24 protein-coding genes are annotated in these 25,961 nt (G+C 40.6%); 12 read left to right on the top strand and 12 right to left on the bottom strand.

Going from position 1 to position 25,961, the window contains the following annotated elements; genetic code table 11:
• Positions 1-28: 28 nt before the first annotated feature.
• A complete protein-coding gene (ugpB, locus tag AACV00_RS07555; RefSeq protein WP_004248888.1) occupies positions 29-1,333 on the bottom strand; it encodes a sn-glycerol-3-phosphate ABC transporter substrate-binding protein UgpB in 1,305 nt (434 codons plus the stop codon).
• Between the two features lie 175 nt (positions 1,334-1,508).
• On the opposite strand from ugpB, the gene AACV00_RS07560 reads away from it, so the two are divergent.
• A complete protein-coding gene (locus AACV00_RS07560) occupies positions 1,509-2,225 on the top strand; it encodes a glycerophosphoryl diester phosphodiesterase (RefSeq protein WP_004248889.1) in 717 nt (238 codons plus the stop codon).
• 62 nt (positions 2,226-2,287) lie between these two features.
• Here AACV00_RS07560 and AACV00_RS07565 read toward each other — a convergent pair whose 3' ends face one another.
• A complete protein-coding gene (locus tag AACV00_RS07565) occupies positions 2,288-3,484 on the bottom strand; it encodes a cyanate transporter (protein WP_004248890.1) in 1,197 nt (398 codons plus the stop codon).
• A 371-nt stretch (positions 3,485-3,855) separates the two neighbouring features.
• Here AACV00_RS07565 and AACV00_RS07570 point away from each other — a divergent pair, with 371 nt between their 5' ends.
• A complete protein-coding gene (locus AACV00_RS07570; RefSeq protein ID WP_237584905.1) occupies positions 3,856-4,737 on the top strand; it encodes an acetyltransferase in 882 nt (293 codons plus the stop codon).
• 30 nt (positions 4,738-4,767) lie between these two features.
• Here AACV00_RS07570 and AACV00_RS07575 read toward each other — a convergent pair whose 3' ends face one another.
• Positions 4,768-5,184: a hypothetical protein gene (locus AACV00_RS07575; RefSeq protein WP_107337075.1), complete on the bottom strand. Its 417-nt coding sequence runs from the start codon at positions 5,182-5,184 to the stop codon at positions 4,768-4,770.
• Between the two features lie 38 nt (positions 5,185-5,222).
• Between AACV00_RS07575 and AACV00_RS07580 the strand changes: the two genes are divergently transcribed.
• Both AACV00_RS07580 and AACV00_RS07585 read left to right on the top strand, forming a co-directional pair.
• A complete protein-coding gene (locus AACV00_RS07580) occupies positions 5,223-5,543 on the top strand; it encodes a hypothetical protein (protein ID WP_017628214.1) in 321 nt (106 codons plus the stop codon).
• An 86-nt stretch (positions 5,544-5,629) separates the two neighbouring features.
• Positions 5,630-6,064, top strand: coding sequence for a DUF1240 domain-containing protein (locus AACV00_RS07585; RefSeq protein WP_004248896.1), 435 nt, complete (start codon positions 5,630-5,632; stop codon positions 6,062-6,064).
• 40 nt (positions 6,065-6,104) lie between these two features.
• Here the strand turns inward: AACV00_RS07585 and fis are convergent, their stop codons facing one another.
• From fis to acuI, 9 genes are all read right to left on the bottom strand, one after another.
• The gene (gene fis, locus AACV00_RS07590) at positions 6,105-6,401 is read right to left on the bottom strand and encodes a DNA-binding transcriptional regulator Fis (RefSeq protein WP_004245342.1); all 297 of its coding nucleotides are present in this window, start codon (positions 6,399-6,401) and stop codon (positions 6,105-6,107) included.
• A gap of 20 nt (positions 6,402-6,421) precedes the next feature.
• The gene (dusB, locus tag AACV00_RS07595) at positions 6,422-7,393 is read right to left on the bottom strand and encodes a tRNA dihydrouridine synthase DusB (protein WP_004248899.1); all 972 of its coding nucleotides are present in this window, start codon (positions 7,391-7,393) and stop codon (positions 6,422-6,424) included.
• A 321-nt stretch (positions 7,394-7,714) separates the two neighbouring features.
• Complete coding sequence (gene prmA / locus AACV00_RS07600; protein ID WP_004245340.1) at positions 7,715-8,596, bottom strand: 50S ribosomal protein L11 methyltransferase; 882 nt, start codon at positions 8,594-8,596, stop codon at positions 7,715-7,717.
• A 24-nt stretch (positions 8,597-8,620) separates the two neighbouring features.
• Positions 8,621-10,066 (bottom strand): sodium/pantothenate symporter, encoded by a 1,446-nt coding sequence (gene panF / locus AACV00_RS07605; RefSeq protein WP_004245338.1) that lies wholly within the window; start codon positions 10,064-10,066, stop codon positions 8,621-8,623.
• The gene (locus AACV00_RS07610; RefSeq protein WP_004252713.1) at positions 10,056-10,304 is read right to left on the bottom strand and encodes a YhdT family protein; all 249 of its coding nucleotides are present in this window, start codon (positions 10,302-10,304) and stop codon (positions 10,056-10,058) included. The genes panF and AACV00_RS07610 overlap by 11 nt, the downstream gene beginning before the upstream one ends.
• Before the next feature lie 229 nt (positions 10,305-10,533).
• The gene (gene accC, locus AACV00_RS07615) at positions 10,534-11,883 is read right to left on the bottom strand and encodes an acetyl-CoA carboxylase biotin carboxylase subunit (protein ID WP_004245336.1); all 1,350 of its coding nucleotides are present in this window, start codon (positions 11,881-11,883) and stop codon (positions 10,534-10,536) included.
• 12 nt (positions 11,884-11,895) lie between these two features.
• On the bottom strand, positions 11,896-12,366 hold the full coding sequence (accB, locus tag AACV00_RS07620) for an acetyl-CoA carboxylase biotin carboxyl carrier protein (RefSeq protein ID WP_004245333.1): 471 nt from the start codon (positions 12,364-12,366) through the stop codon (positions 11,896-11,898).
• 32 nt (positions 12,367-12,398) lie between these two features.
• Positions 12,399-12,842, bottom strand: coding sequence for a type II 3-dehydroquinate dehydratase (gene aroQ / locus AACV00_RS07625; RefSeq protein ID WP_004245332.1), 444 nt, complete (start codon positions 12,840-12,842; stop codon positions 12,399-12,401).
• A 433-nt stretch (positions 12,843-13,275) separates the two neighbouring features.
• Positions 13,276-14,250 carry an acrylyl-CoA reductase (NADPH) gene (gene acuI, locus AACV00_RS07630; RefSeq protein ID WP_004248901.1) on the bottom strand — a complete coding sequence of 325 codons (975 nt, stop codon included), beginning with the start codon at positions 14,248-14,250 and terminating at the stop codon, positions 13,276-13,278.
• Positions 14,251-14,936: 686 nt separating this feature from the next.
• Between acuI and mreB the strand changes: the two genes are divergently transcribed.
• The 8 genes from mreB (at position 14,937) to tldD (ending at position 25,874) form a co-directional block, all read left to right on the top strand.
• Positions 14,937-15,980, top strand: coding sequence for a rod shape-determining protein MreB (mreB, locus tag AACV00_RS07635; RefSeq protein WP_004245330.1), 1,044 nt, complete (start codon positions 14,937-14,939; stop codon positions 15,978-15,980).
• Positions 15,981-16,081: 101 nt separating this feature from the next.
• Positions 16,082-17,128 (top strand): rod shape-determining protein MreC, encoded by a 1,047-nt coding sequence (mreC, locus tag AACV00_RS07640; RefSeq protein ID WP_004248904.1) that lies wholly within the window; start codon positions 16,082-16,084, stop codon positions 17,126-17,128.
• Positions 17,129-17,133: 5 nt separating this feature from the next.
• Entirely contained in the window at positions 17,134-17,622 is a 489-nt protein-coding gene (gene mreD / locus AACV00_RS07645; protein ID WP_026090452.1) for a rod shape-determining protein MreD, read from the top strand.
• Between the two features lie 51 nt (positions 17,623-17,673).
• Positions 17,674-18,261, top strand: coding sequence for a Maf family protein (locus tag AACV00_RS07650; protein ID WP_004248907.1), 588 nt, complete (start codon positions 17,674-17,676; stop codon positions 18,259-18,261).
• Positions 18,258-19,727, top strand: a complete 1,470-nt coding sequence (gene rng / locus AACV00_RS07655; protein WP_004245326.1) for a ribonuclease G — start codon at positions 18,258-18,260, stop codon at positions 19,725-19,727. The genes AACV00_RS07650 and rng overlap by 4 nt, the downstream gene beginning before the upstream one ends.
• Positions 19,728-19,771: 44 nt before the next feature.
• A complete protein-coding gene (yhdP, locus tag AACV00_RS07660) occupies positions 19,772-23,575 on the top strand; it encodes an AsmA2 domain-containing protein YhdP (protein ID WP_161679961.1) in 3,804 nt (1,267 codons plus the stop codon).
• Positions 23,572-24,432 carry a deaminated glutathione amidase gene (gene nit1 / locus AACV00_RS07665; protein ID WP_004245324.1) on the top strand — a complete coding sequence of 287 codons (861 nt, stop codon included), beginning with the start codon at positions 23,572-23,574 and terminating at the stop codon, positions 24,430-24,432. Before yhdP ends, nit1 begins: the two co-directional genes overlap by 4 nt.
• Positions 24,429-25,874, top strand: coding sequence for a metalloprotease TldD (gene tldD, locus AACV00_RS07670; RefSeq protein ID WP_004245322.1), 1,446 nt, complete (start codon positions 24,429-24,431; stop codon positions 25,872-25,874). Before nit1 ends, tldD begins: the two co-directional genes overlap by 4 nt.
• Positions 25,875-25,961 lie beyond the last annotated feature (87 nt).

Raw genomic sequence — 25,961 nt, forward strand, 5'->3', positions numbered from 1 at the left:
TATTGATGTTCGCCGAATACCAAATACCTTACTGAGTGCGTTCAAATCGGCGTAGTTGTTCATTTCCCCGTTTAACCGCATTATCCAAGGCGGCTTGTGCGCTCTGTTTGCCTGACCACACTTTTTCTAATTCTTCATCGACGATTTCTCGCGTTTGTAAAAAGTTACCAAAGCGCAAGCCTTTTGAGTTTGCTGTAGAGTCAGAGGTGGTCATTTGTAAAATAGCCGTATCAGCACCAGGATTTTGCTGATAGAACCCCTGTTGTTGTGTTAATGCATAAGCGGCTTTCGTCACAGGTAAATAACCGGTTGCTTGATGCCAATCTGCTTGTACTTCAGGACTAGAAAGATAGGTAAAGAATTTAGCGACACCGTTATATTCAGCATCAGGACGACCTGCCATTACCCATAATGAGGCACCTCCGATAATGCTATTAGCAGGTTTATCAACTAAAGTATCGTCATAAGGCAATTGGCTAACACCAATATCAATGCCTTTCATATTCTCTTTAATACCCGCAAAGCCTGCAGATGACTCCATCACCATGGCGCATTCTTGAGTATAAAATAGCGGCATAGCATCAGATTGGCGGCCACCATATTTAAAAATACCGGATTTAGACCAATCCGCCATGCGTTGGATATGAGTAACAAACGGTGCCTGATTAAATAAAAATGAGGTATCAGTCCCATCAAAGCCGTTATTTTTGGTGGCGATAGGTAAGTTATTACGAGCGCCAAAATTCTCTATTTGGGTCCATGATTGCCAAGTGGTGGTAAAACCACATTTCACGCCAGCATCAAGTAGTTTCTGAGAGACAGCCCCCATCTCTTTCCATGTTTTAGGAGGTTGCGCTATGCCTGCTTGTTTAAATAGTGCTTTGTTGTAATAAAGCACAGGCGTTGAGCTATTAAAAGGTAGAGATATCATTTTACCATCGCTGGTGGTGTAATAAGCGGTAACTGTCGAGAGGTAGCTATTAGGATCAAATGGCTCGTTGGTTTTTTCCATTAATTGGTAAACAGGAAAAACGGCTTTTTTAGCTCCCATCATACTTGCTGTTCCCACCTCAAACACTTGAACAATCGCAGGTTGGTTTTTGGCTCGAAATGCAGCAACAGCGCTGGTCATCGTTTCTGGATAAGTCCCTTTATAGACAGGTTTGATCACATATTCTGATTGGCTGGCATTAAAGTCTGAGGCAATTTGATTGACTTTTTGACCTAAGGCGCCTCCCATAGCATGCCACCACTCTATTTCGGTTTTTGCGTAGGTTGGTGAAGTAAATAATGCTATTGCTATGGCAAGCGTACTGAAGGATTTAATCGACATGCAAAATTTCCTTTTTATTTAAATACGAAAGGCGCAATCTAATTTAAGAAATACCCTAAGCGTTCTTTATGACAAAAGGGTGACAATTAAATGAAGATATGTTGATGGTGTGACTGTCAAATTGCTGTCATAAATGGTTGTCATGATGGCGATATCAACGAATAAGGAGAGAAAGATGAAAATAGCCGCTCATAGAGGATTTTCTGGAAAGGCACCTGAAAACACATTAGCTGCATTTAAAATGGCAATTGATTTTGGGTGTGAATGGATTGAAACCGATGTGCAATTAACGGCAGATCATGTACCTGTACTGATCCATGACAAGACGGTTAATCGTTGCACGAATGGACAAGGTGCGGTGCGCTTTCATAGTTTGGATGATTTACACCGCCTTGATGCAGGCAGTTGGTTTAGTTCACTTTATCAAGGGGAAAAAATTCCCACACTAAGACAAGGTTTGCAGTTGATAAAGCGCTCAGGCACTAAGCTCAATATCGAACTTAAAACATGGCCTGATGATGATGTAGAGCGCTTATGTTTAGCGGTATCTGAAATGATAAAAAGCGCAGATATCCCTAACGAACAAATCCTGTTTTCCTCTTTCGATACTCACGCATTAATGGTGATGAAACGTTATCTGCCCGCCATTCGTCGAGGACAGCTATGGGATGATATTCCTGATAATGCACTAGAAACTTTACAAGCTATAGAGGGGTTTAGCGTGCATTGTAATTATCAATATTTAACGCAGCAACAAGCGGCTATGTTGAAACAAGCAGGCTATGAAATTTATTGCTATACCCCCAATGATCCTAAAGAAGTGAAAGATTTTGAAGCATGGGGAGTCGATATGTTGATCACTGATGTCCCAGATATTTATCAACAGAATTAATGTGCTTTTTATAAGGTATCTGAGTGAATGACACAGATGCCTTATAATGCTTATTTTTATCACTAATCTGTCAATATATGGCTAGTAGGATAGGCCTTATTATAATTATGAGGATTTAACCGTGCAAATAATCCCATAGTTAATATCACTAAGACAGCATGAAAAGCCCAAGCATAGGTAAAACTACCATCATCTTGTTGTAGCCATACTGCGATCAGCGGCCCAAAAGAGGCAATAATAAATCCGCCACCTTGCATCAAGGCTGATAGTGCTCCTGCGTGTAATGGATGAGGAACATGATCTAATGCGGCAATCATCATCATTGAGAAACAACCACCCAACCCACAGCCTAAAAAGATACTCCATAGATAAGGGGCGCTCATTGGCATTGTCATCAGCGCTAAAAATCCAATAAGTTGGCTTGTCAGTGTTAAAAGTAGCCAAAAACGGCGATCATGATTTTTGGCAGCAAGAAATGGAATAATTAATGCTGCTGATGCTTGAAAGAGTGACAAAATAGCAACTAATGAGCCACTTTGTGCACTTGGCATACCTAATGATTGATAGAAGGGAGCTAACCATGCCACCATCGAAGCGTAACCGGCATTAACAAAGCCAAATCCAACAATTAATAAGGCTGTTCTTGGTCGCCAAATCAATGTATTAAGTGGCAGTTTATTGGTTTCGGAAATATTCTTTTTAATTGATAGCGTAATAGCAACTAATGCGACGCTCGCGGGTAACGCAAACCAAGCAAGAGCCTGTTGCCAATTGCCATCAGATGCCGTAAGAACAGGGGATAACTGAGCACCTAATGCACCTCCTCCCATTAGCATGGCTGAGTAGAGACCCATCATAATGGGAGTTTTCTGTCCAAACCACGCTTTGATGATGCCAGGGAAAACCGCTTGGATATAAGCGACACTTAAACCACAAAATAGAGCAGTAATAAGTAACTGATCACCATCAGAAACATAGGCACGAGAAAACGATGCTAATAATAAGATAAGCATCGCAACTTGTAGCCCTCTACGAGCTTGAATATAAGGTTGTAAAAAGGGCACAACCAAAGCACCGACTCCCATTAAAATCATGGGTAATAACGTGAGTAATGAGACTTGGCTATAGCTCATACCTGTTGAAGCAATAATATTGTCAATAACAGGACCAGGCCCGGTTAAAAAAGGGCGTAAATTTATTCCTACTAAAATGATAGTAAGGACAATCTGCCACATATTTTTTCGTGGTAAGGCTGTCATAGTAATTCCCTGATAAACATCAACTTTGTCTATTGTATAGGCAAAGTTTGTCTAAAAAAATGCTAATAGTAAAGATAAAGTATCATTGTTTTCAGTTGAGGTTAGCATTATTGACAGAATATAGAACTCTAATCTGAAGATGATATTTTCCCGAATTTGATCTATCAGTTATTTCCTAAGTAAATTTATCTAAATGATATTTGGTTTCTTTTATATTAATATTAGCAGGAAGGTGTAAACTGGTTTATTATTTTATACCGAAAAATATAAATAACTAAGGTAAGTTAATGTTGAGTATGGAAAAAATTAAGCAACCCTATTAGCCAGCATTAAAATTGATATTAAGTTCACTTATTGTTTTTAGTTTCTATTTGAAACAAAGCCATACCCCTGACTTTTCATTACTGATTAATATATTTGATTTAACATTAATTCCTATGTTTGTTTTTATTATCGGGTTTATTACTAAAAATGGGACATGGAAAAGTTGGCGTGATAATTTATTGGCTGCCTTAGTGATTTATGCGACTTTCCAAACTATTGATATGATCCCTCTTTATTATTCAGGGCAATTTGACCTTAATACTTACCTTCTTTTTCCTCAAAATGGTGTTTGGTTTTTTCTTGCTACACCTATTTGGCAAGCTTTTTTCCTATTGTTACCTTCATATATCAGACATCATAAACCAATATTATTCTCTCTTCTGCTTGTCAGTATTTTGCTATCGTTGTTAACTAAAGGCTATGAATCTAAACTATCTACTTTCTTGGCTATAATACAATATTTTCCATTTTTTATTATCGCTTATTTAGTAGACCAACAAACAATTGCTAAATTGAGAAGTCAATCTTTGGTGGTTATTGCTTTAATAAGTTTATTATCAATATTTATACTTTATTATCAATCTAATATCAATTATATTATAATAACAAAATTAGAAGGGAGTCTATTTTTTGCAAAATTAATTATATATATTATCTCTTTATTGATAAGTTTTATTTTAAGCGCAGGGATTATTTACCTTGCACCAACCACTCAAAAATACGCTTCTCTTGCCAATAATGCGTTAGGTGTTTATCTAATTCATCCAATTATTTGTTTTATCCTTTTACAAGGCATAATCTTTTTTCATTTATCCCTTACGTTACCGATGGTTTTTGCACTCACTGTTATCACCATTAGCCTAGCACTATTATTGGCATCAATTAAGCTTATTCATTGGTTTATTAGCCCAACTTTTAATATCCGATAGCTTAGTCAACATGAGTGGAGAAAAATGTCATTAATTTTTCTCCACTAAGAATAAAATCGTATGTTCACTATTAATTTGTTTTATTTGTATAAATAAATTGTCTTTACGCCAGGATTCATTTCCATCTGTATTCCTATATGCATTTATATCTTTTACATAACCTAGATTTTCAATATAATTTATCAATTCTATTTTACGGTTTGGATTTACATTTGAAAATAGAATTGAATTAGTCATTGGTGCTACACCATCAGGTGAGTCGTAAAATATAATGTAATTGCTTGAAATAATAGGAGCGTTTTTGATTTCATCAAAGGTAAATAAATTATACCTAATGAAATCATGTTTTGTGTATGAAAAATGATTATCTACAAATAAAATGGGTATATTCAGAATAGACCCTACAAGTAATAGAACAATAAAAATAAATTTAATAACCTTATTCAAATTTGATCTCCATATCTCTACGAAATTGATATTATATCTTGTTTTATCTTCAATGTGATGGCATTGTCAAGGGTGCTAAATTCTGTCTAATTTTTTCATTTGCTTATAAAGGATTGGAATGGGCATTTAAGGATCAATATCATTTAGCCGATTTTTTGGGAAATGTAACGGTTGATATGGCAAAAACAGCTTTGGCTGCTGCTGGAGCTTGGGCTGTAGGCACAGTATTATTATCAAGCGCTGTGGTAGGAGGCAGTGTAGTAGCTGTTGGGTTAATTGTCTTTCTTGTAGGGGTTGGTATCACGATGACTTTAGATTATATAGATAAGCAATATGGCTTAAGTGAAAAAGTCATTTAATACTTGAGAGAGGAGTCAAAAAGAAAACCAAGAACACCTGAGGTTGATGTTAATAAAATATTTCACTCATGGCCAAGGTTTTGATTATGCCAAGATGGGATAAAATAATAGTTTCCATATTCTTTCTTATTTTATTTATCGTAATTGGAATACTTGTTTATGGTTACACTATTTCGTTATTTCTGATGGAAGATATTATTATATTTTCAGAGCCTATTGTTATGTTAACACTGGGGGTACCACTTGTCATATATACTTGTTTCGCAATGACAATTGAGTTTTTTCTTGGTGTAAAATCAATTGTTTTTATGTCTTTAATGACATTTAATAAATTAATAATGCGATATTTAGTCTATTTAGGACTTGCCGGTGTATTGCTCAGTTTTCCTATCTCATTTGTAGTAAATATCTTTCTTCTTGATGAAGGATATAAAACGTGTGATAAAATTTCGTGGCTATCACCCACTACATATGTAAAAGAATTATCGTTTTGCAATAACAAAAAAGCCCTTAACAAATAATGAAAAGGGCTTTTTAATTCAATGTATTATACGACTTCTATTAATTCATGCCATATTTTTTCAGTTTCTTACGCAGTGTGCCACGGTTAATGCCCATCATTTGCGCAGCACGTGTTTGGTTACCACGGGTGTATTGCATCACCATGTCCAACAATGGCTGTTCAACTTCAGCCAATACCAGCTCATATAAGTCATTAACATCTTGACCGTTTAATTGAGCAAAATAGTTCTTCAGTGCTTGTTTAACTGAGTCACGTAAAGGTTTTTGGGTTACCTGATCTTGTGAATTTACAGTGGCAACGGTTAGTACGTCTGAATTTACGCGTTGTTCGAACATAGTTCTGTCAGCTCTTTTATTTATTTACGCAAAAAATTTTCGAAATATGCTTCCAACGCCTCCAGCTGTTCGCTGGCATCCTCTATGGCGTTGAAGGAGCGCCGAAACTGGTCATCAGGGGCATGTTCCTTGAGATACCAAGAGACATGCTTGCGTGCAATGCGAGTTCCTTTGCCTTGACCGTAAAAGTCGTGCAATTCACGCACATGCTTTTGCATTATTTGTTGCACCTTTGCAATCGGCAGAGGAGGCAACAGTTCACCTGTGTCCAGATAGTGCTGGATTTCCCGAAAGATCCAGGGTCTTCCCTGAGCAGCGCGACCGATCATTAAAGCATCGGCTCCAGTGTAGTCAAGCACTGCTCTGGCTTTTAGCGGGTCAGTTATGTCTCCATTCGCAATAATGGGAATAGAGACACTCTGCTTAACTGTCCGAATACTGTCGTATTCAGCTTCACCTTTGAACAAACACTCGCGCGTACGTCCATGAATGGTGAGAGCCGCAATACCACAATCTTCAGCCAATTTGGCAATCTCTACACAGTTTCGTTCATCAGGTGACCATCCTGTACGGATCTTGAGTGTAACAGGTACATCAACCGCATTGACCACCGCAGAAAGGATCTCTGCGACTAAATCCGGATAACGCAGCAATGCCGAGCCTGCTAACTTTTTATTCACCTTTTTTGCCGGACAACCCATATTAATGTCGATAATCTGAGCGCCACTTTCTACGTTTATTTTCGCAGCTGTAGCCATATCAACAGGGTCACTTCCCGCAATTTGTACGGAGCGGATCCCCAATTCATCGCTATGTACCATCCGTAACCGAGACTTGTCTGTCTTCCAAACCTGAGGATTAGAAGAAAGCATTTCAGAAACTGTCATCCCCGCACCCATGTCATAGCAAAGTGACCGAAAAGGTCGGTCTGTAACGCCAGCCATTGGAGCTGCAATGAGGCAATTTTTTAACTGATACTGTCCGATTCGCATAGATGAAAAGAGGGCCAAACTGTGACTGCAAGGGCGCGTATATTACGCATTTTTTACCAGATATGAAAGGACAAAGTTTAACCAAATCGCGAAAAAAAGTTACTTTTTTATACTTGATTTTTTATAAATAGATTATTTAGTCAATAAAAACAAAGTGTTACTGTTTTTCTAAAATTTTAAATTTAAATATAGAGAAGTAACAAACTCAAGCAACAAGGTGATATTTATCAGGCAAAATTGTGATTAATGCCTGATAAATAATCATTAAGTGAAACTTTAACTGTTTAATATTATCGCAAATTGTTTAATATTTAATCTATGTTATTTTTTCACTCCGGTAATACGACACCACTCTTCTTTTTCAGCCACAGGATCTAAAGTAAATTGTTCTTGATAAGCTTGTGCAACACTGTCAGCTTGTGTGGCAAGAACACCGGAAAGACCTAAATGCCCCCCTTGACGTGGCAGTGTGCTGATAATAGGTGCTAATTCACGTAATGGGCCAGCTAAGATATTTGCGACCACTACATCGGCACTGAGATTGTCTGGTTGGTCTTTAGCAAGGTATAGCGTCAGTGCATCAGCGACACCGTTACGTTGCGCATTGTCGCGACTTGCTTGGATAGCTTGTGGGTCGATATCGATACCTATCGCTTTCGCAGCCCCCAGTTTTAATGCTGCAATGGCTAAAATACCTGAGCCACAACCAAAGTCGATAACGGTTTTACCTGCGAGATCTAAACCATCGAGCCATTGTAGACATAAAGAGGTGGTTGGGTGAGTACCAGTACCAAATGCCAGACCTGGATCGAGCATGACATTTACAGCGTTAGGATCAGGCACTTCACGCCAGCTTGGGCAAATCCATAAACGTTCGCCAAAGCGCATAGGGTGGAAGTTATCCATCCATTCGCGCTCCCAATCTTTATCTTCTAATTGTTCGATTTTATGTACAAATCCTTTACCCAGCACCGCCGTGTTTTCTAACATAGCCACGATGATACTCATATCGGTTTCTGCATCATATAAGCCAATAACATCGGTATCACCCCAGAGGCGAGTTTCTCCCGGTAATGGCTCAAAAATAGGGGTATCGTGGCTATCTTGAAAGGTTACTGATACCGCGCCACTTTCAACCAACTCATCACCAATGGCTTCGGCGTTTTCTGAGGTGGCATTTAGTCTTAATTGTATCCAAGGCATAATTAATCTCTTTTAAAAACAAGTTCACTGTAATGGAGCAGATTGAGGCAAGGTTTGTTCTCCAAACCTATTTGCGACAAGAAAAGCCACTAAGCTCAATAACAGCGCAGGAATAATAGGATGAAATCCAGCAATCTGGATATTAAATGTTGCCAGTGTAGCATAGAGTGTGGCACCGGTTATCATGCCCGCAATCGCGCCATAACGGTTTGCTTTGTTCCAGTAAAGGCCAAGTACTAGAGGCCATAAGAAAACCGCTTGTAGTCCACCAAAGGCAAGTAAATTGAGCCAAATTATCATTGATGGCGGGTTCCATGCAGCAAATAGCAATAAGATCCCTAAAATCAAAGTAGATAGGCTAGATAAACGCGCAATGCGTTTTTCATTGTTTATGGCATGAGGCGCGAGATTGAGATAGAGATCTTTGACCAATGTCGCTGATGATTGTAGCAGTTGTGCGTTAATCGTTGACATGATGGCTGCCATCGGTGCCGCTAAAAATATACCGGCAGCAAAAGGTGGTAATACATCAACCATTAAGGTTGGAATAACTTGATCTGGCACGGTGAGATCAGGAATGATTGCCCGACCTAATGCGCCCGCAAAGTGCATACCAAACATTAATAACGCCATCACGATGGTGCCGATGATGATCCCTCTGTGCATGGCTTTGCTGTCTTTATAAGAGATACAGCGCACTGCAGTATGGGGAAGGCCGATAACCCCAAAACAGACCAATACCCAAAATGACGCCATAAAGGGGCCAGTTAAAATGCCGTCAGCACCATGAGGAGAGGTAAGGGCAGGATCGATAGCATTTAGTTTTTGTATTGCAATATCTAAACCACCCGCCTTGTAGATAATGGCAAAAAGCAAAATAAAGGTGCCCAATAACATCACAAGGCCTTGTAAGGCATCATTTAATACACTGGCTCTAAATCCGCCAATCGCTGTATATAATGCGATTGAGATACCAAATATCAGCAAACCAAATTCATAGGGAATACCCGCCGCGGTTTCTAATAAGCGAGCACCACCAATAAATTGTACGGTCATGGCGCCGACAAAAGCTACCAGTAGACTTAAGCTGGCAAACCAGACTAAAAAGCGACTTTGGTAGCGAGCATAGAGCATATCATTTAGGGTGACGGCGTTATAACGACGCGCCAAAATAGCAAATTTTTTACCTAGTACCCCGAGGGAGAGCCAAATAGCGGGGAGCTGGATCATCGAAAGAAGTACCCAACCAATGCCGTATTTGTAAGCCGCTCCTGGTCCACCAATAAAAGAGCTAGCACTGACATAGGTTGCCGTGATGGTCATTGCAAGGACAAATCCACCCATAGAGCGGTTACCAAGAAAATACTCGTTAAGAAATTGCCCTTTTTCACGTTTACGATATGCGTATGCGGATAATAGGAAGACCAATAAGAGATAGCCAACCAGTGGCACGATAACCTCAGTTTGCATTGTCATGCTCATCTCCTAACGGCATATCTTTGAAAAAATAGCGTACCATCAGATAACACAGTAAAAAAAATAGCACAGGTAAAAATAGGCATGAAAGCTCAAACCAAACCGGTAGGCCGGTTAGTCCCACACTATTATCGGGTAAATAGGCAGTAAGTAACCAACCCAATAAGTAGATAAAAGTAAGCACTAAGGCCAAGAGGGCTTCTTTGTGGGCCTGAACAAAACGCTTGTCCATCTGTTCTCCCAATCTTTATAGGATTAAAACGAATGGGAAGGATTGTACGGGAAAGTGAGAGGTGATTCAGTGAAAATTGATCATAAACTTATTGGTGGCATCAAATGATGAGGAATTGATTGGCGGTTGAGTGTGCTGCAGGAACTTATTTGGTTATTTAATAGACTATTTAGTCGAATAAAAAAGGCATAGTCGATAAACTATGCCTTTTACTGATAAGCTAAAAAGATTAATTTTCAGTTAAACCTAGGCGTTTTTCTAGGTAGTGAATATTAGTACCACCTTTTTGGAATTGCTCATCATTCATAATGAATTGGTGTAGCTCAATATTGGTTTTAATGCCGTCAATAATAAGTTCTGCCAACGCATTTTTCATACGAGAAATCGCAATTTCACGTGTTTCACCGTAAGTGATCAATTTACCAATCATTGAATCATAGTGTGGTGGAACGGTGTAACCTGCGTAAATATGTGATTCCCAACGTACACCAAATCCGCCTGGTGAGTGGAAACGAGTGATGGTTCCCGGGCTTGGCAAGAAGGTTTTTGGATCTTCTGCGTTGATACGGCACTCAATAGCATGTCCATGAACGTGAATTTGATCTTGCGTGACCGATAATGGTAAGCCTGATGCAATACGCAGTTGCTCTTTGATAAGGTCAACACCGGTGATCATCTCAGTAACAGGGTGCTCAACCTGAATACGGGTATTCATTTCGATAAAGTAGAATTCGCCATTTTCATAGAGGAATTCAAACGTACCCGCACCGCGGTAGCCAATTTCAATACAGGCATTTGCACAGCGTTCACCGATATTTTTACGGATCTCAGGGGTAATACCCGGTGCTGGTGCTTCTTCAACCACTTTTTGGTGGCGACGTTGCATTGAGCAGTCACGTTCAGCTAAATAGATAGCATTACCTTGTCCATCGGCCATCACCTGAATTTCGACGTGGCGTGGATTTTCAAGGTATTTTTCCATATAGACCATATCGTTGCTAAATGCCGCTTTGGCTTCCGCACGGGTCATGGAGATTGCTTGCGCTAAGTCTTTTTCTGAGCGAACAACACGCATACCGCGACCACCGCCACCACCTGATGCTTTGATGATAACAGGGTAACCAATGCGTTTGGCGATTTCGATATTTTTGGCGGTATCGTTACCTAATGGGCCATCTGAGCCTGGTACACAAGGAACACCGGCTTTTTTCATCGCTTCAATAGCCGAAACTTTATCACCCATTAGGCGAATGGTTTCCGCTTTAGGGCCAATAAAAATAAAGCCTGAGCGTTCAACTTGTTCGGCAAAATCGGCATTTTCAGACAGGAAGCCATATCCTGGGTGAATGGCTTGCGCGCCACTTATCTCTGCCGCGGCAATAATTGCCGGAATATTTAAGTAACTTTTTGCTGAAGCAGCGGGACCAATACAGATAGTCTCGTCTGCCAGCAGAACGTGTTTTAAATCACGGTCTGCCGTGGAGTGAACGGCGACTGCTTTGATCCCAAGTTCCTTACAAGCTCTTAGGATACGCAGTGCAATTTCACCACGGTTGGCAATGAGGATTTTTTCTAGCATGGGCCTGCCTCGTTATTCGATGACAAAGAGTGGATCGTCAAACTCAATAGTATCGCCATCTTGGCAAAGGATAGATTTAACAACGCCCGCTTTATCAGATTCGATTTGGTTCATCATTTTCATTGCTTCAACGATACACAGTGTATCGCCAACATTGACTTGCTGACCCACTTCAACAAAGACTTTTGCTTCTGGGCTTGGTGAACGATAGAAGGTACCTACCATTGGTGAGCGAACAACATGGCCGCTAATTTCTTGCGTTGCTGTAGCCGCTGGTGTTTCTGGTGCTACAGGTGCCACAGCAGCTGCTAATGCAGGTTGAGGTGCTGCTGGTGCCGCAAAATATTGCTGAGGAGCCATTTGACCCTGAACGCCAGAGTTGCGACTGATGCGTACTGACTCTTCACCTTCAGAAATTTCCAGTTCAGAAATGCCAGACTCTTCGACTAGCTCGATCAGTTTTTTAATTTTACGAATATCCATGAGTTGATTCCGTACTCTTTTGATGTTTTTTATTAAGACAAGCGGTTGACCGCTGCCTGTAAAGCAAATCGATACCCTTCAGCACCTAATCCACAGATTACGCCAGTTGCGATATCAGAAAGATAAGAGTGGTGACGGAAAGGTTCCCGACTGTAGACATTGGATAGGTGAATTTCAATAAATGGAATATTCACCCCTAATAATGCATCACGCAGTGCAACACTGGTGTGCGTAAATGCTGCAGGGTTGATAAGAATATAATCAACATTTCCCCGCGCCGCATGAATTTTATTTATTAGCTCATGTTCAGCATTTGATTGAAAATGAGTCAGTTTCACATTTAATGCTTGAGCATCCGCTGACAAACTTTGAACAATATCATTCAGAGTTAGGTGTCCGTAAGTTTCCGGCTCTCTAGTGCCAAGCAGGTTTAAGTTCGGACCATTCAGGAGCAAAATATGAAAATTTTCCGACATTATGCTTCTATCTCCGTCAATTCGTCAACGAAATGACAAAATAACCTGTGCTTTTCGTTTTGTCATCTTTTATTGTATCGAATGTTACGATACAAATCACAAAGTCCGACATTATAGACATTTCACAGAAGATAACAGCAAAATACTGGTCTAATCAGGGAAAGATGGGATTATTTTGATGAAAAGTTAAAAGTTTTTACAAGATTGTAAAACCAAGAAAGTAAAATAAACAGAAGTTTAAAAAATAATCATAACATGACGTTATTTATTGATGTGACAGGAAATCTACGCTTCTTTGAGCTAGATCGATAATATATGTTATAAATGTGATCTAGATCACATTACTAACCAGGCTTAATATTAAAAACGCAATAATCTGGCATTAAATTAATCTGTTTAATGCCAGAAATTAGCTCAAAATCATGATAAATAATTACAACTTAACTAAGGTTCTACCTGTTACTTGATTATCCATTATCATCTGAGCATAGCGTGGCACCTCATCGAGTGTAATTTCGGTTACTGTTTGCTGATAAAATGTATCAGGCAATAGCTGCAGTAAACGTTGCCATACTTGAGCGCGTTTTTCTGCTGGATAATAGACGGAATCGATACCTTGCAGACGAACATTGCGTAAAATAAATGGCATAACTGTAGTAGGTAACGTATATCCTCCTGCTAAGCCACAGGCGGCAACGGTGCCATTGTAATGTGTTTGTGACAAGATATTGGCAAGGATTTGTCCACCTACGGTATCAATAGCGCCTGCCCAACGCTGTTTATCTAATGCTTTACCCGCAGCCTCAAATGCTTCACGGGTGATAATATGCTCGGCCCCCAGTTGACGTAAATAATCGTGATTGCTGGCTCTGCCACTGAGAGCGGTAACCTGATAGCCAAGTGCGGTTAATAAACTAATTGCGGTGCTACCGACACCACCGCTGGCACCTGTAACTAAAATCTCACCACTATCGGGTGTTATGCCACCTTGTTCTAACGCCATCACACAAAGCATGGCAGTAAAACCAGCGGTACCAATGATCATGGCATTTTTTAACGACAGTCCTTCAGGCAGCGCCGTTAACCAATCACCTTTAACGCCCGCTTTTTGTGCTAAACCGCCCCAGTGGTTTTCACCTACCCCCCAACCGGTTAGTAACACATGTTGTCCAATATGAAAGCGGGGATCTTCTGTATGGTGAACCACTCCTGAAAAATCGATACCGGGAACCATTGGAAATTGGCGTAGAATTTTTCCTTTACCTGTTATGGCTAAGCCATCTTTGTAGTTTAGTGTCGAGTAGTGGACATCAACAATGACCTCATGAATAGGGAGTTGTGATTCATCGATATGTTGGACGCCGGCGCTAAGTTTATCGCTGTGTTGTTCGACTAATAATGCTTTCATGATGACCTCTTATTGCTATCCGTTTCTGTCATGATAGGTGATTTTTTAGCAAGCGTTGTGATTGTGCACAATATCTCGTGTAATAATGAGACAAATTAACGCTTTTTAGTGTATAAACGATGGGTTCTATGTTCATTTAAGCAGAGATTATTCTGAGTTTTACATTTTTGTTGTGAGTTGATACTTAAAATATTTTACGATTGGGCCAAAAATAACATTTATCTTCGTTTATTGAAATTAAGCTAATAGGTTGTTTTGTCCACCATCAAGATGAGTATGATGATCGCTATCTTCATCAAATGATGGGGTAAATGTTATCGAAAATAGATATTGCTGATGTGAATAATTAAATGAATAAATTTTATTTGAACTTGAACCCTTACTTTTGTGTCACAGTGTGGCAACCAAGTAAGATTTTTCTTTGTCGATATCTACGTGATTTGTATTGTGATTAAGTCAAATAAATCTTACGTAGGATCGAATTTATGCGTTAATCGTTTTAATTAGCCCATTTTTATGCAGTTTTTTTCTGCTCCAATTGGGAAAAGTAACGTAGAATATTGTGCCTTTATGATTATTCACGTGTCCACTTTTAACTAAGTAGCGGATCGCGCCTTGTCGCTGCTTATTGTGGTTGGTAGAGTAGACGGATTTTTCCGTCCCGGCTTGCAGGATTATCCTTTCGTATGTTTAAAAAATTTCGTGGCATGTTTTCCAACGATCTGTCTATTGACTTGGGTACCGCCAATACCCTGATTTATGTCAAAGGACAAGGTATTGTTCTCGATGAACCTTCTGTAGTTGCGATCCGCCAAGATCGCGCAGGTACATCAAAAAGTGTTGCAGCCGTCGGGCATGAAGCCAAACAGATGCTAGGGCGTACACCTGGGAATATCGCAGCTATTCGTCCAATGAAAGACGGTGTTATCGCTGATTTTTATGTAACCGAAAAAATGCTTCAACACTTCATAAAACAGGTTCATAACAACAGCTTTATGCGTCCAAGCCCTCGTGTATTAGTGTGTGTACCTGTTGGTGCGACACAAGTTGAGCGTAGGGCTATCCGCGAGTCGGCACTTAGTGCGGGTGCTCGCGAAGTCTTTTTAATTGAAGAACCTATGTCTGCTGCAATTGGTGCAGGTTTACCGGTATCTGAAGCGACGGGTTCAATGGTCGTTGATATTGGTGGTGGGACTACAGAAGTTGCGGTTATCTCATTAAATGGTGTGGTTTATTCCTCTTCTGTACGTATTGGGGGAGACCGTTTTGATGAAGCTATCATTAATTATGTACGTCGTAACTACGGTTCATTGATCGGTGAAGCAACCGCTGAGCGTATTAAGCATGATATTGGCTCGGCTTATCCTTCAGACGAATTAAATGAGATTGAAGTACGTGGACGTAATTTAGCAGAAGGGGTACCACGTAGCTTTACTTTAAATTCCAATGAGATCCTCGAAGCCTTACAAGAGCCATTAACAGGTATTGTAAGTGCTGTGATGGTTGCCTTAGAACAGTGTCCGCCAGAGCTTGCTTCTGATATTTCAGAACGAGGTATGGTCTTAACGGGTGGTGGGGCACTGTTACGTAACCTAGACCGTTTATTAATGGAAGAAACAGGTATTCCTGTTATTGTGGCTGAAGATCCGCTTACCTGTGTGGCTCGTGGTGGTGGTAAAGCATTAGAAATGATCGATATGCACGGTGGCGATCTATTTAGCGAAGATTAATATTATTGTGCGAGTAAGGGAGAAAGGATTCCCCCTTAATCACAATATAACAATATTAACACCTGTTCTTTTACTTCTCCGTGTGAGTGATCTTAGAGTTTATGAAGCCTATTTTTAGTCGGGGGCCTTCCCTGCAACTAAGATTAATAATCGCTGTGATTATCGCGATATCGTTGTTAATTGCTGATAATCGCATAGGTGCTTTTTCAAAAGTCCGTCAGTATTTGGATACTGCTGTGAGTCCTTTCTATTTTCTTGCAAATGGGCCTCGTCGTTTCCTTGATCAACTCTCTGAAACCTTTGCAACTCGCGAACGTTTACAATTTGAAAATCAAGCGCTAAGAAAAGAGCTTCTTGTTCGCAGTGGTGAAAGTCAGCTACTGGAACAATTTAAACAAGAAAATGCCCGCTTACGAGAATTACTTGGTTCACCTTTACGTCAAAATGAACAAATGACGGTAACACAAGTGTTGTCTGGTAATAGTACGCCTTATCGAGATCAAGTGGTGATAGACAAAGGCACTAATGATGGGGTGTATGAAGGTCAGCCTGTTATTAGTGATAAAGGCGTTGTTGGACAAGTTATTGCCGTAAGTGAGTTAACCAGCCGAGTACTGTTAATTTGTGATACCTCTCATGCATTACCGGTACAAGTATTACGCAATGATATTCGCGTTATTGCCTCAGGGGCTGGGTGTGCGGATGATCTACTGTTAGAGGCACTACCTGCGAATATCGATATTCGTGTAGGGGATGTGTTAGTCACCTCAGGATTAGGGGGACGCTTTCCTGAAGGTTATCCTGTTGGGGTTGTTTCTTCGGTAAAAGTCGATAATCAACGTGCTTATTCGGTGATTAATGTGCGACCTTCTGCTGAATTACAACGTTTACGTTATCTGTTGCTATTATGGAACGCCTCAGAGAAGAAACAAGCGCCACCGTTACCTTCAGAGGTTTACCGTGCTGCCAATGAACGTTTGATGCAATTAATGCCACAGGTACTGCCTAACTATGAACAAGCGGGGCCACCACTGCCTCGTTCTATGTCACAAGAGCCAACGGAAAATAGCGCCACCCCAAGTGATATAGCACCAGTAGCACCAACGGAAAACAATAAACCTCAACCTAATACGAATCGAGGTAGATAGTGACAATCAATCCTTATCGTAGCCGTGGGCGTTGGATTATTTGGCTCTCGTTTCTAATAGCTTTGGTGTTACAAATTATGCCTTGGCCTGAGCAACTAGAAGTTTATCGCCCTATTTGGCCGGTGTTGTTTCTGATTTATTGGATAACGTCATTACCTCATCGTATTAGCGTTGGAACAGCATTTGTTCTTGGGATGAGCATGGACTTAGTGCAAGGGACAACATTAGGGGTGAATGCGTTGGCTTATACCCTAGTAAGTTATGTTATCGCCTTTAAATATCAATTATTTTGTAACTTAGCGTTATGGCAACAGTCATTAGTGGTAATGTTAGCGATTGGTGTGGTTGATCTTACTGTATTTTGGGCAGAATTTTTGCTTTCTCCCGTGACTTTTCACCCACAAGTATTCTGGAATAGCCCAGTCAGTGGTATTCTTTGGCCATGGCTTTATTTTTTGCTTCGCAAAGTCCGTCACCAGTTTTCAGTTCATTAACCTCTCTGGATCATGACGGTATTTTTGTGTCACCGTCATGAGGATATTATTGTGATCACTCTTTACCTTGCATCGAGTTCCCCCAGAAGGCGAGAGCTTCTGTCACTGTTGGATGTTCAATTTAGCACCATTACACCGGCAATTGATGAAATTTGGCAACAAGGTGAAGCACCGGAAGATTATGTTATCCGTTTGGCGAGGGAGAAATCTCAAGAGGGGGTACGTCAAGCGACAAATGACTATCCGGTATTAGGCTCTGATACTATCGTGGTTCAAGCAGGTCGTATTCTGGAAAAACCACGAGATAAAGCGCATGCAGCACAAATGCTAAGTAATCTTTCAGGTGCAACCCACCAAGTGATGACGGCGATTGCTATTTCAGATAAAACCCGAACAATAAGCCAATTAGTTGTCACGGATGTGACTTTTAGAAAGATGACAGAAAGTGAAATTAGTGCGTATATTGAAACGGGAGAGCCAATGGATAAAGCTGGCGCTTACGGTATTCAGGGAAAAGGAGGCCGTTTTGTACAACGGATTGAGGGTAGCTATCATGCTGTTGTCGGCTTACCGCTTGTTGAAACCGAAGCATTGATAGCTCAATTTTTGTCTCTAGCGAATGATAAGGAGATTTCATGACAGCAGAGCTATTAGTGAATGTGACTCCCTCTGAAACCCGAGTGGCCTATATCAGCGGGGGCATACTACAAGAGATCCACGTTGAAAGAGAAGCCAAACGAGGTCTTGTCGGAAACATCTACAAAGGTCGGGTAAGTCGTGTATTACCTGGGATGCAAGCTGCATTTATTGACATTGGGCTTGAGAAAGCCGCTTTTTTACATGCTTCTGATATTATGCCTCACACGGAATGTATCGCGGGTGAAGAGCAGAAAAAATTTAATGTTCGTGATATTGCGCAACTTGTACATCAAGGTCAGGACTTGATTGTACAAGTAGTGAAAGATCCTCTAGGTACAAAAGGGGCACGTCTTACAACAGATATCACATTACCATCACGTTACTTGGTGTTTATGCCGGGGGCTTCTCATGTGGGTGTTTCACAACGTATTGAAAGTGAAGAAGAACGTGAGCGCTTAAAACGCTTGGTAGAAGAGTATTGTGATGAAAATGGTGGGTTTATTATTCGCACTGCCGCTGAAGGTGTCGGCGAACATGAAATAAAACAAGATGCTGCTTTTTTAAAGCGCCTATGGAATAAAATCATTGAGCGTAAAAAAAGAAATAAAACGCGCATTCAAATTTATGGTGAGCTCGCTTTAGCACAACGTATTTTACGTGATTTTGCAGGGGCTGAATTAGATAGCATTCGGGTTGACTCTAAATTAACTTATCATCAATTACAGGAGTTTATTGGTGAATATATTCCTGAATTAACCGCTAAACTTGAATTACACCAAGGTAATCAACCTATTTTCGATCTTTACGGGGTTGAAAGTGAAATTCAGCGCGCGTTAGAGCGAAAGGTCGAGTTAAAATCAGGAGGCTATCTGATTATCGACCAAACCGAAGCAATGACAACGATTGATATCAATACGGGCGCTTTTGTTGGTCATCGTAATTTAGAAGAGACGATTTTTAATACCAATGTTGAGGCGAGTCAGGCGATAGCGCGGCAACTGAGATTACGTAATTTAGGCGGCATTATCATTATTGATTTTATTGATATGAGTAATGAAGATCATCGCCGTAGAGTATTAGCTTCCTTAGAACAAGCATTGAGCAAAGATCGCGTGAAAACGACCATCAATGGTTTTTCACAATTAGGTTTGGTTGAGATGACACGTAAACGAACCCGTGAAAGTCTCGAGCATGTACTTTGTGATGACTGTCCTACTTGCCAAGGCCGTGGTACAGTAAAATCAGTTGAAACGGTATGTTATGAAATATTACGAGAAATTGTTCGTGTTCATAAAACCATAGACGCAGATCGCTTTTTGGTTTATGCCGCCCCCGCTGTTGTGGAAGCACTAAAAGGTGATGAATCACATGCTTTAGCCGAAGTGGAAATTTTTGTTGGGAAGCAAGTCAAAGTGCAAACTGAGCTACTCTATAGTCAGGAGCAGTTTGATGTGGTGATGATGTAATGGATTCGCCTTGCTAATAAATATGATGGCAGAAAGGAGACTAAATGAAGCGGCTGTCTAAATCTTTATTATTGATAACCCTTTTTTGCCTGATTATTTTCGCCGTAGTATTAAGTGGATTTCGTTATTTTCTGCCTCGTTTAGATAATTATCGTCCTGAAATTGAAACCTATTTATCTAAACAGTTCAATAGCCCAGTCACCATGACACAGGTGAAAGGGGAATGGCAAAACTTTGGTCCTGATATCCAAATTACTGGGCTGTATATTGATAATAACAGTGTTGAAGTGAGTGCTGAACAGATCACTTTCTCCTTTGATGTTTGGCGTTCACTGCTTCATTTTCAACTCTATTTTCGTGAATTAACCTTTGAACAGTTAGCTGTAAATTATAAAAAACCTATTTTTACTGGGCAAAATGGTGATATTACCTTCACTGAACCCGATGATATCTCTTCCATTTTCTTAAAACAGTTTGATCGATTTAAATTGGTTGATAGCCGTTTCGTGTTTTTATCACCTTCTGGTGACACTAGCACGCTCCATATTCCCGAATTAATGTGGCTCAATCAGAAAAACCGCCATCGTGCGCAAGGGGAAGTTACTTTAGATACCCCAATAAATCACTATGGTGGACTAAAAGTACGTCTTGATCTCTATACGAAAAAGCAGGGGGCACTCGATAAAGGACAGGTGTTTGTCACCGCTGATGAGGTTGATATTTCCCCTTGGTTAAGCCAATGGGTTAAAAGTAACAGTGGCCTTGGTGAAGCGAAAGCCAGCCTATCTAATTGGATAGAGATCAGCAATGGGCGGATCACGGGTAGCCAGTTACAAATCCATCAAGGTGAAATGGATTGGCGTAATGAAGGGCGCACACATGTATTAAAGGTAGAAGATTTAATTCTACGTATGAGACGCCAAGAAAATGGCTGGCTTGCTGATATCCCTTATACCCGAAAAATAACGATGGATGGTGATGAATGGCCAGATGGTTATTTAGCGGTACTTTATCAACCTAAAGAAAAACAACAGGATGAAGCTTGGCGTATCCGTGCTAAAAATATTGAATTAGAACGGTTATCTGCGTTATTGCCTTTGTTCTCCTTTTTAACGCCTGATGTCGTGCGCCAATGGCAGTATCGTCAATTTTCTGGCATGGTCGACTCATTTGCTCTTGATTTAGCCCCCGATGATTTTAAACGTAGTGCCATTGATATCAGTTGGCAAAATGTTGCTTGGAAACGCTGGCAAGAAATCCCTTCTGTGGCACATTTTAATGGTCATTTAAAGGGCACATTACAGCAAGGAGCGCTTAATTTTGCGCTTAATAACAGTGAAATTGATACTGCTGGGCTTTTTAAAGCGCCACTTAATATAGAAAAAGGCACTGGTACGGTTTACTGGCAGCATCAGGGAGATTCTCTGTCGTTATGGAGTCAAGGGATTGATATAAAAGCCACCTCCGCTTGGGTTGCCGGTGATTTTCGTTATCAAAAACAAGGAGAGCATCAACAACTGTCTATTCTTTCGGGAGTGAATGTGACCGATGCCGGTGAGACATGGCGCTATTTACCTGAAAAATATGTCGGTAAAGATTTAACACAATATCTCTCTGACGCGATTATTGCTGGAAACGTTAAAAACGGTACGTTTATTTTTCATGGTGATCCGCGGGATTTCCCTTTTGAACAACATAATGGTTGGTTTCAAGTCTATGCACCAGTAAAACAGGCGACCTTCAAATATGATAGTGAATGGCCGGCACTGTTTGATCTTAATGTTAATCTTAATTTTAAGAATAACGGCTTATGGATGTCCTCTGATAATGTTCAGGTTGGTAAAGCCACCGCTAAAAACTTGACGGCGATTATTGAGGACTATAACAAAGAAAAAATTGTTATTGATGCAGATATTGAAGCCACGGGTGATGATTTAAAAGAGTATTTTCTAGCTTCGCAAATGGCAACGATTGGTCATACACTTGAAATACTAAAAGTGGCTGGAAAAATTAACGGGAGTTTGCATCTCGACATTCCTTTTGATGGCGAGCAGGTGGTCGCTTCTGGTCAGGTAAACTTAAACAATAATGATGTCACATTAGCCTTTATGGATACCACCCTAGAAGGTGTTACGGGACAATTTCGTTACCATAATGATAAATTAGAGAGTGATACTTTAACCGCGAATTGGTTTGGTCAACCTCTGACATTTTCTTTTGCTGGTGGTGATCAACGGGATGCTTATCAAGTTGGTGTTGATCTAAAAGGACAATGGGATATCGCGAAAATTAAGGGATTACCTAATGATATACAACATAAATTAAGCGGTTTTTTACCTTGGCATGGCGTGGTGAGTGTTAATATTCCAGAAACAGCGGATGTTAATTATCAAGTGGATCTGACCGGACAAGTGAATGCGCTACAAAGTCAGTTAGCTGCGCCAAGTACCGATGACTTTAAAAACGCTTCCCCCATTGTGATTTCAGCAAAAGGGAATAGTGAAAAACTTAACGTTAGTGCCGATGCACAAGATCAGTGGTCATTAAATAGTGAATGGGCGTTAGGTGAACCATTACGTCTATTACAAGGTAATTTAGTTTCTTCCTCGCTCACACTACCTCAATTAAATGATCAATCACGATTGACTATTGCATTGCAGGGATTGCAAGGCGATAAATGGCTACCTACTTTAATGGCTTTTTCATCATTAGCCCCTTCTGAAAACGCGATACGTTTCCCTACCAATATTCATATTAGTCTGCCTGAACTTAATTTTGCTGGTCAGCAATGGATTGCGCCACAAACAGAAATTATGCGTGCTGATGATGGTGTAAAATTATCCTTCTCAGGGAGTGAGTTACGAGGTGACTTATTTGTACCCAATACGGTACAACCTTGGCAGGTGAATATTACCTATCTCTATTTTAATGGCGCTAGCCCAACGGAAGAAAATAAATCCTTAAAAATGGCAAATGAGCCTGACGCCAAAAAAGCAGTTCAATTTTCACTTAAAGATATTCCTGCTATCAATTTCGCCTGCCAAGAGTGTTGGGTGAATGGATTATTACTAGGGAATATTGAAGGTGCAATACAGCCTCGTGACGGAGCATTATTGTTAACTGCAGGTAAGCTTAAAAATAGCAGTGGCGAGCTATCTGTGAGTGGTGTGTGGTCAGAAGATAGTTTAGGCAACAGTATCACTAAGTTGGCAGGTAAACTAACGGCACCGGAAGTCGATGAAATGGCGGCTTACTTTGGTTATATCATTCCGATTGTTCAGTCACCACTTACGGCAGATTTCTCACTGCAGTGGCACAATACCCCTTGGAATTTTGATCTAAAAACACTCTATGGTGAAGTGAATGCTTCTCTTGGAAAAGGGCGTATTGAAAAGGTGGATGTTGGGCAAGCGGGAAAATTATTACGTCTAGTCAGTTTTGATGCTCTGCTACGTAAGTTGCAATTCGACTTTAGAGATACTTTTAGTGATAATTTTGAGTATGATTCCATTAAAGGTGATCTGACGGTTAAACAAGGTGTTTTAAACGCGAAAAGTGTTGCTGTAGATGGTGTTATTGCCGATATTGCTATAAAAGGTCAAGTGGATCTGTTGGCGCGTAAAATGGACTTACAAGTAGTGGTAACTCCTGAAATATCAGCTACAGTAGGCGTTGCTACCGCATTTGCTATTAACCCCATCGCTGGTGCTGCTGTATTTGCAGCTTCAAAAGTACTGGGGCCACTTTGGAGTAAGATTTCAGTTATACGTTATCATGTTACCGGAACGGTAGAACAACCCAAGATTGACGAAGTACTGCGTCAACTTAAGGAGGATCAGGCGTTATGAAAAAAGTTAATGTCGCACTTTTGCAGCTTTGTAGCGGAAAAAATATAAAAAATAATCTGGCGCAAATAGAGCAACAGATTAAGCAACTCCCCGATTCAGTCAAGCTTGTATTAACGCCTGAAAATGCATTACTTTTCTCCAGCGCAAAAGATTATCATAAACATGCTGAAATTCAGGGGAAAGGGCCATTACAAGATGCGATTGCTAATATGGCGCAGCGCTATAAGGTGTGGATCTTAGTGGGTTCAATGCCATTGATTAGCCGAGATTCTCCTGAGCAGATCACCAGTAGTAGTTTAGTTTTTGATGATGAAGGGGTGATCCGCGCTCGTTATGACAAAATTCATATGTTTGATGTGAACATTGATGATGAACAAGGCGAATATAATGAATCAGCCATTTATCAACGTGGTGAACGCTTGACTGTAGTGGATACACCTGTGGGGAAATTAGGTTTAACGATTTGTTATGATTTACGTTTTCCCGGTCTTTTCCAAGCATTAAGAGAAAAAGGTGCTGAAATTATTTCTGTACCGGCAGCCTTTACTCGTTTAACGGGTAAAGCGCACTGGGAGCCATTGTTACGCGCGCGGGCTATTGAAAATCAGTGTATTATTTTGGCACCGGCTCAAGTCGGTACCCATGATGCTCGTCGCACATGGGGTCATACAATGGCTGTGGATGGTTGGGGGAAAGTATTGAAAAAGAACCCTGATGCGGTCAGTGCCCTAACGCTCAATATTCGAGTCGATAGTTTAGAAGGTATGCGTGAACAGATACGGGTTGTGAAACATAATCGCTTTCGCCCGAAACTGACACACTTAATAAAAAAAGTTAAGGATAAAAAAGAATTATGAGTTTAGCTGTTGTCAGCGAAAGTCTGTTGGAAGCGAACAACCTGAGTTTAGATGATTTAGCATCGACACTAGAGCAGCTTGCACAGCGTCAAATTGATTATGGTGATCTTTATTTTCAATCAAGCTACCACGAAGCATGGATATTAGATGATCAGATAATTAAAGATGGCTCTTACAATATTGACCAAGGGGTTGGCGTTAGAGCGATTTATGGTGAAAAAACAGGTTTTGCTTATGCAGACCAATTAACACTCAACGCACTTAACCAAAGTGCTCATGCTGCGCGTAGTATTGTGCAAGCACAAGGCAATGGGCAGATCCATACACTGGGTGCTATTCAACATACTCCGTTATACAACCTAAATGATCCATTACAAAGTTTGTCTCGTGAAGAAAAAATAGCACTATTACATGACGTTGATCGTGTGGCACGGGCTGAAGATAAACGTGTTAAACAAGTCAATGCCTCATTAACGGGAGTGTATGAGCATGTGCTAGTTGCTGCAACGGATGGTACTTTAGCGGCGGATGTGCGTCCTCTTGTACGTCTTTCAGTAAGCGTACTGGTCGAAGATGACGGTAAACGTGAACGTGGTTCAAGTGGTGGCGGTGGTCGTTTTGGTTATGATTATTTTCTGACTAAAGAAAATGGCGAAACCCATGCAGCGACTTATGCCCGTGAAGCGGTACGCATGGCATTAGTTAATTTATCGGCTATTGCTGCACCAGCAGGTACAATGCCTGTGGTTTTAGGCGCCGGATGGCCAGGTGTTTTATTACATGAAGCTGTTGGACATGGTTTAGAAGGTGATTTTAATCGTCGTCAAACATCGGTATTCTCTGGGCGTATTGGCGATAAAGTAACTTCTGAGTTATGTACTATCGTGGATGATGGTTCAATTGAAGGCCGACGAGGCTCCGTGGCGATTGATGATGAAGGCGTACCGGGTCAATACAACGTATTAATCGAAAATGGCATCTTAAAAGGCTATATGCAAGATAAGATGAATGCGCGTTTAATGGGGGTAAAACCGACGGGCAATGGGCGTCGTGAATCCTATGCACATTTGCCAATGCCACGTATGACCAACACCTATATGCTTGCGGGTAAATCTTCTCCTGAAGAGATCATCGCCAGTGTCGATCGCGGTATTTATGCGCCAAACTTTGGTGGTGGGCAAGTTGATATTACCTCCGGTAAGTTTGTTTTCTCAACTTCAGAAGCCTATTTAATTGAAAAGGGTAAAATTACTAAACCAATTAAAGGCGCAACCTTGATTGGTTCAGGTATTGAAGCGATGCAACAAGTTTCTATGGTGGGTAATGATCTCGCATTAGATAAAGGTGTCGGGGTGTGTGGCAAAGAGGGGCAAAGCTTGCCGGTAGGGGTTGGGCAACCGACACTGAAATTGGATAAGTTAACCGTTGGTGGTACTGCTTAACACTTGTTATCTATTTATACAAATTACCCCAATAAAACTCCATCGCTATGATGGAGTTTCTATTTAAGTGAGTAAATGGAGCTATTT

The sequence above is a fragment of the Proteus sp. G3927 genome, assembly GCF_963894685.1.
Taxonomy (GTDB): domain Bacteria; phylum Pseudomonadota; class Gammaproteobacteria; order Enterobacterales; family Enterobacteriaceae; genus Proteus; species Proteus mirabilis.

Coding starts and splice junctions, on each gene's coding strand:
- ugpB (WP_004248888.1), bottom strand. CDS start 1,333: ATGTCGATTAAATCCTTCAGTACGCTTGCCATAGCAATAGCATTATTT.
- AACV00_RS07560 (WP_004248889.1), top strand. CDS start 1,509: ATGAAAATAGCCGCTCATAGAGGATTTTCTGGAAAGGCACCTGAAAAC.
- AACV00_RS07565 (WP_004248890.1), bottom strand. CDS start 3,484: ATGACAGCCTTACCACGAAAAAATATGTGGCAGATTGTCCTTACTATC.
- AACV00_RS07585 (WP_004248896.1), top strand. CDS start 5,630: ATGCCAAGATGGGATAAAATAATAGTTTCCATATTCTTTCTTATTTTA.
- fis (WP_004245342.1), bottom strand. CDS start 6,401: ATGTTCGAACAACGCGTAAATTCAGACGTACTAACCGTTGCCACTGTA.
- dusB (WP_004248899.1), bottom strand. CDS start 7,393: ATGCGAATCGGACAGTATCAGTTAAAAAATTGCCTCATTGCAGCTCCA.
- prmA (WP_004245340.1), bottom strand. CDS start 8,596: ATGCCTTGGATACAATTAAGACTAAATGCCACCTCAGAAAACGCCGAA.
- panF (WP_004245338.1), bottom strand. CDS start 10,066: ATGCAAACTGAGGTTATCGTGCCACTGGTTGGCTATCTCTTATTGGTC.
- AACV00_RS07610 (WP_004252713.1), bottom strand. CDS start 10,304: ATGGACAAGCGTTTTGTTCAGGCCCACAAAGAAGCCCTCTTGGCCTTA.
- accC (WP_004245336.1), bottom strand. CDS start 11,883: ATGCTAGAAAAAATCCTCATTGCCAACCGTGGTGAAATTGCACTGCGT.
- accB (WP_004245333.1), bottom strand. CDS start 12,366: ATGGATATTCGTAAAATTAAAAAACTGATCGAGCTAGTCGAAGAGTCT.
- aroQ (WP_004245332.1), bottom strand. CDS start 12,842: ATGTCGGAAAATTTTCATATTTTGCTCCTGAATGGTCCGAACTTAAAC.
- acuI (WP_004248901.1), bottom strand. CDS start 14,250: ATGAAAGCATTATTAGTCGAACAACACAGCGATAAACTTAGCGCCGGC.
- mreB (WP_004245330.1), top strand. CDS start 14,937: ATGTTTAAAAAATTTCGTGGCATGTTTTCCAACGATCTGTCTATTGAC.
- mreC (WP_004248904.1), top strand. CDS start 16,082: ATGAAGCCTATTTTTAGTCGGGGGCCTTCCCTGCAACTAAGATTAATA.
- rng (WP_004245326.1), top strand. CDS start 18,258: ATGACAGCAGAGCTATTAGTGAATGTGACTCCCTCTGAAACCCGAGTG.
- yhdP (WP_161679961.1), top strand. CDS start 19,772: ATGAAGCGGCTGTCTAAATCTTTATTATTGATAACCCTTTTTTGCCTG.
- nit1 (WP_004245324.1), top strand. CDS start 23,572: ATGAAAAAAGTTAATGTCGCACTTTTGCAGCTTTGTAGCGGAAAAAAT.
- tldD (WP_004245322.1), top strand. CDS start 24,429: ATGAGTTTAGCTGTTGTCAGCGAAAGTCTGTTGGAAGCGAACAACCTG.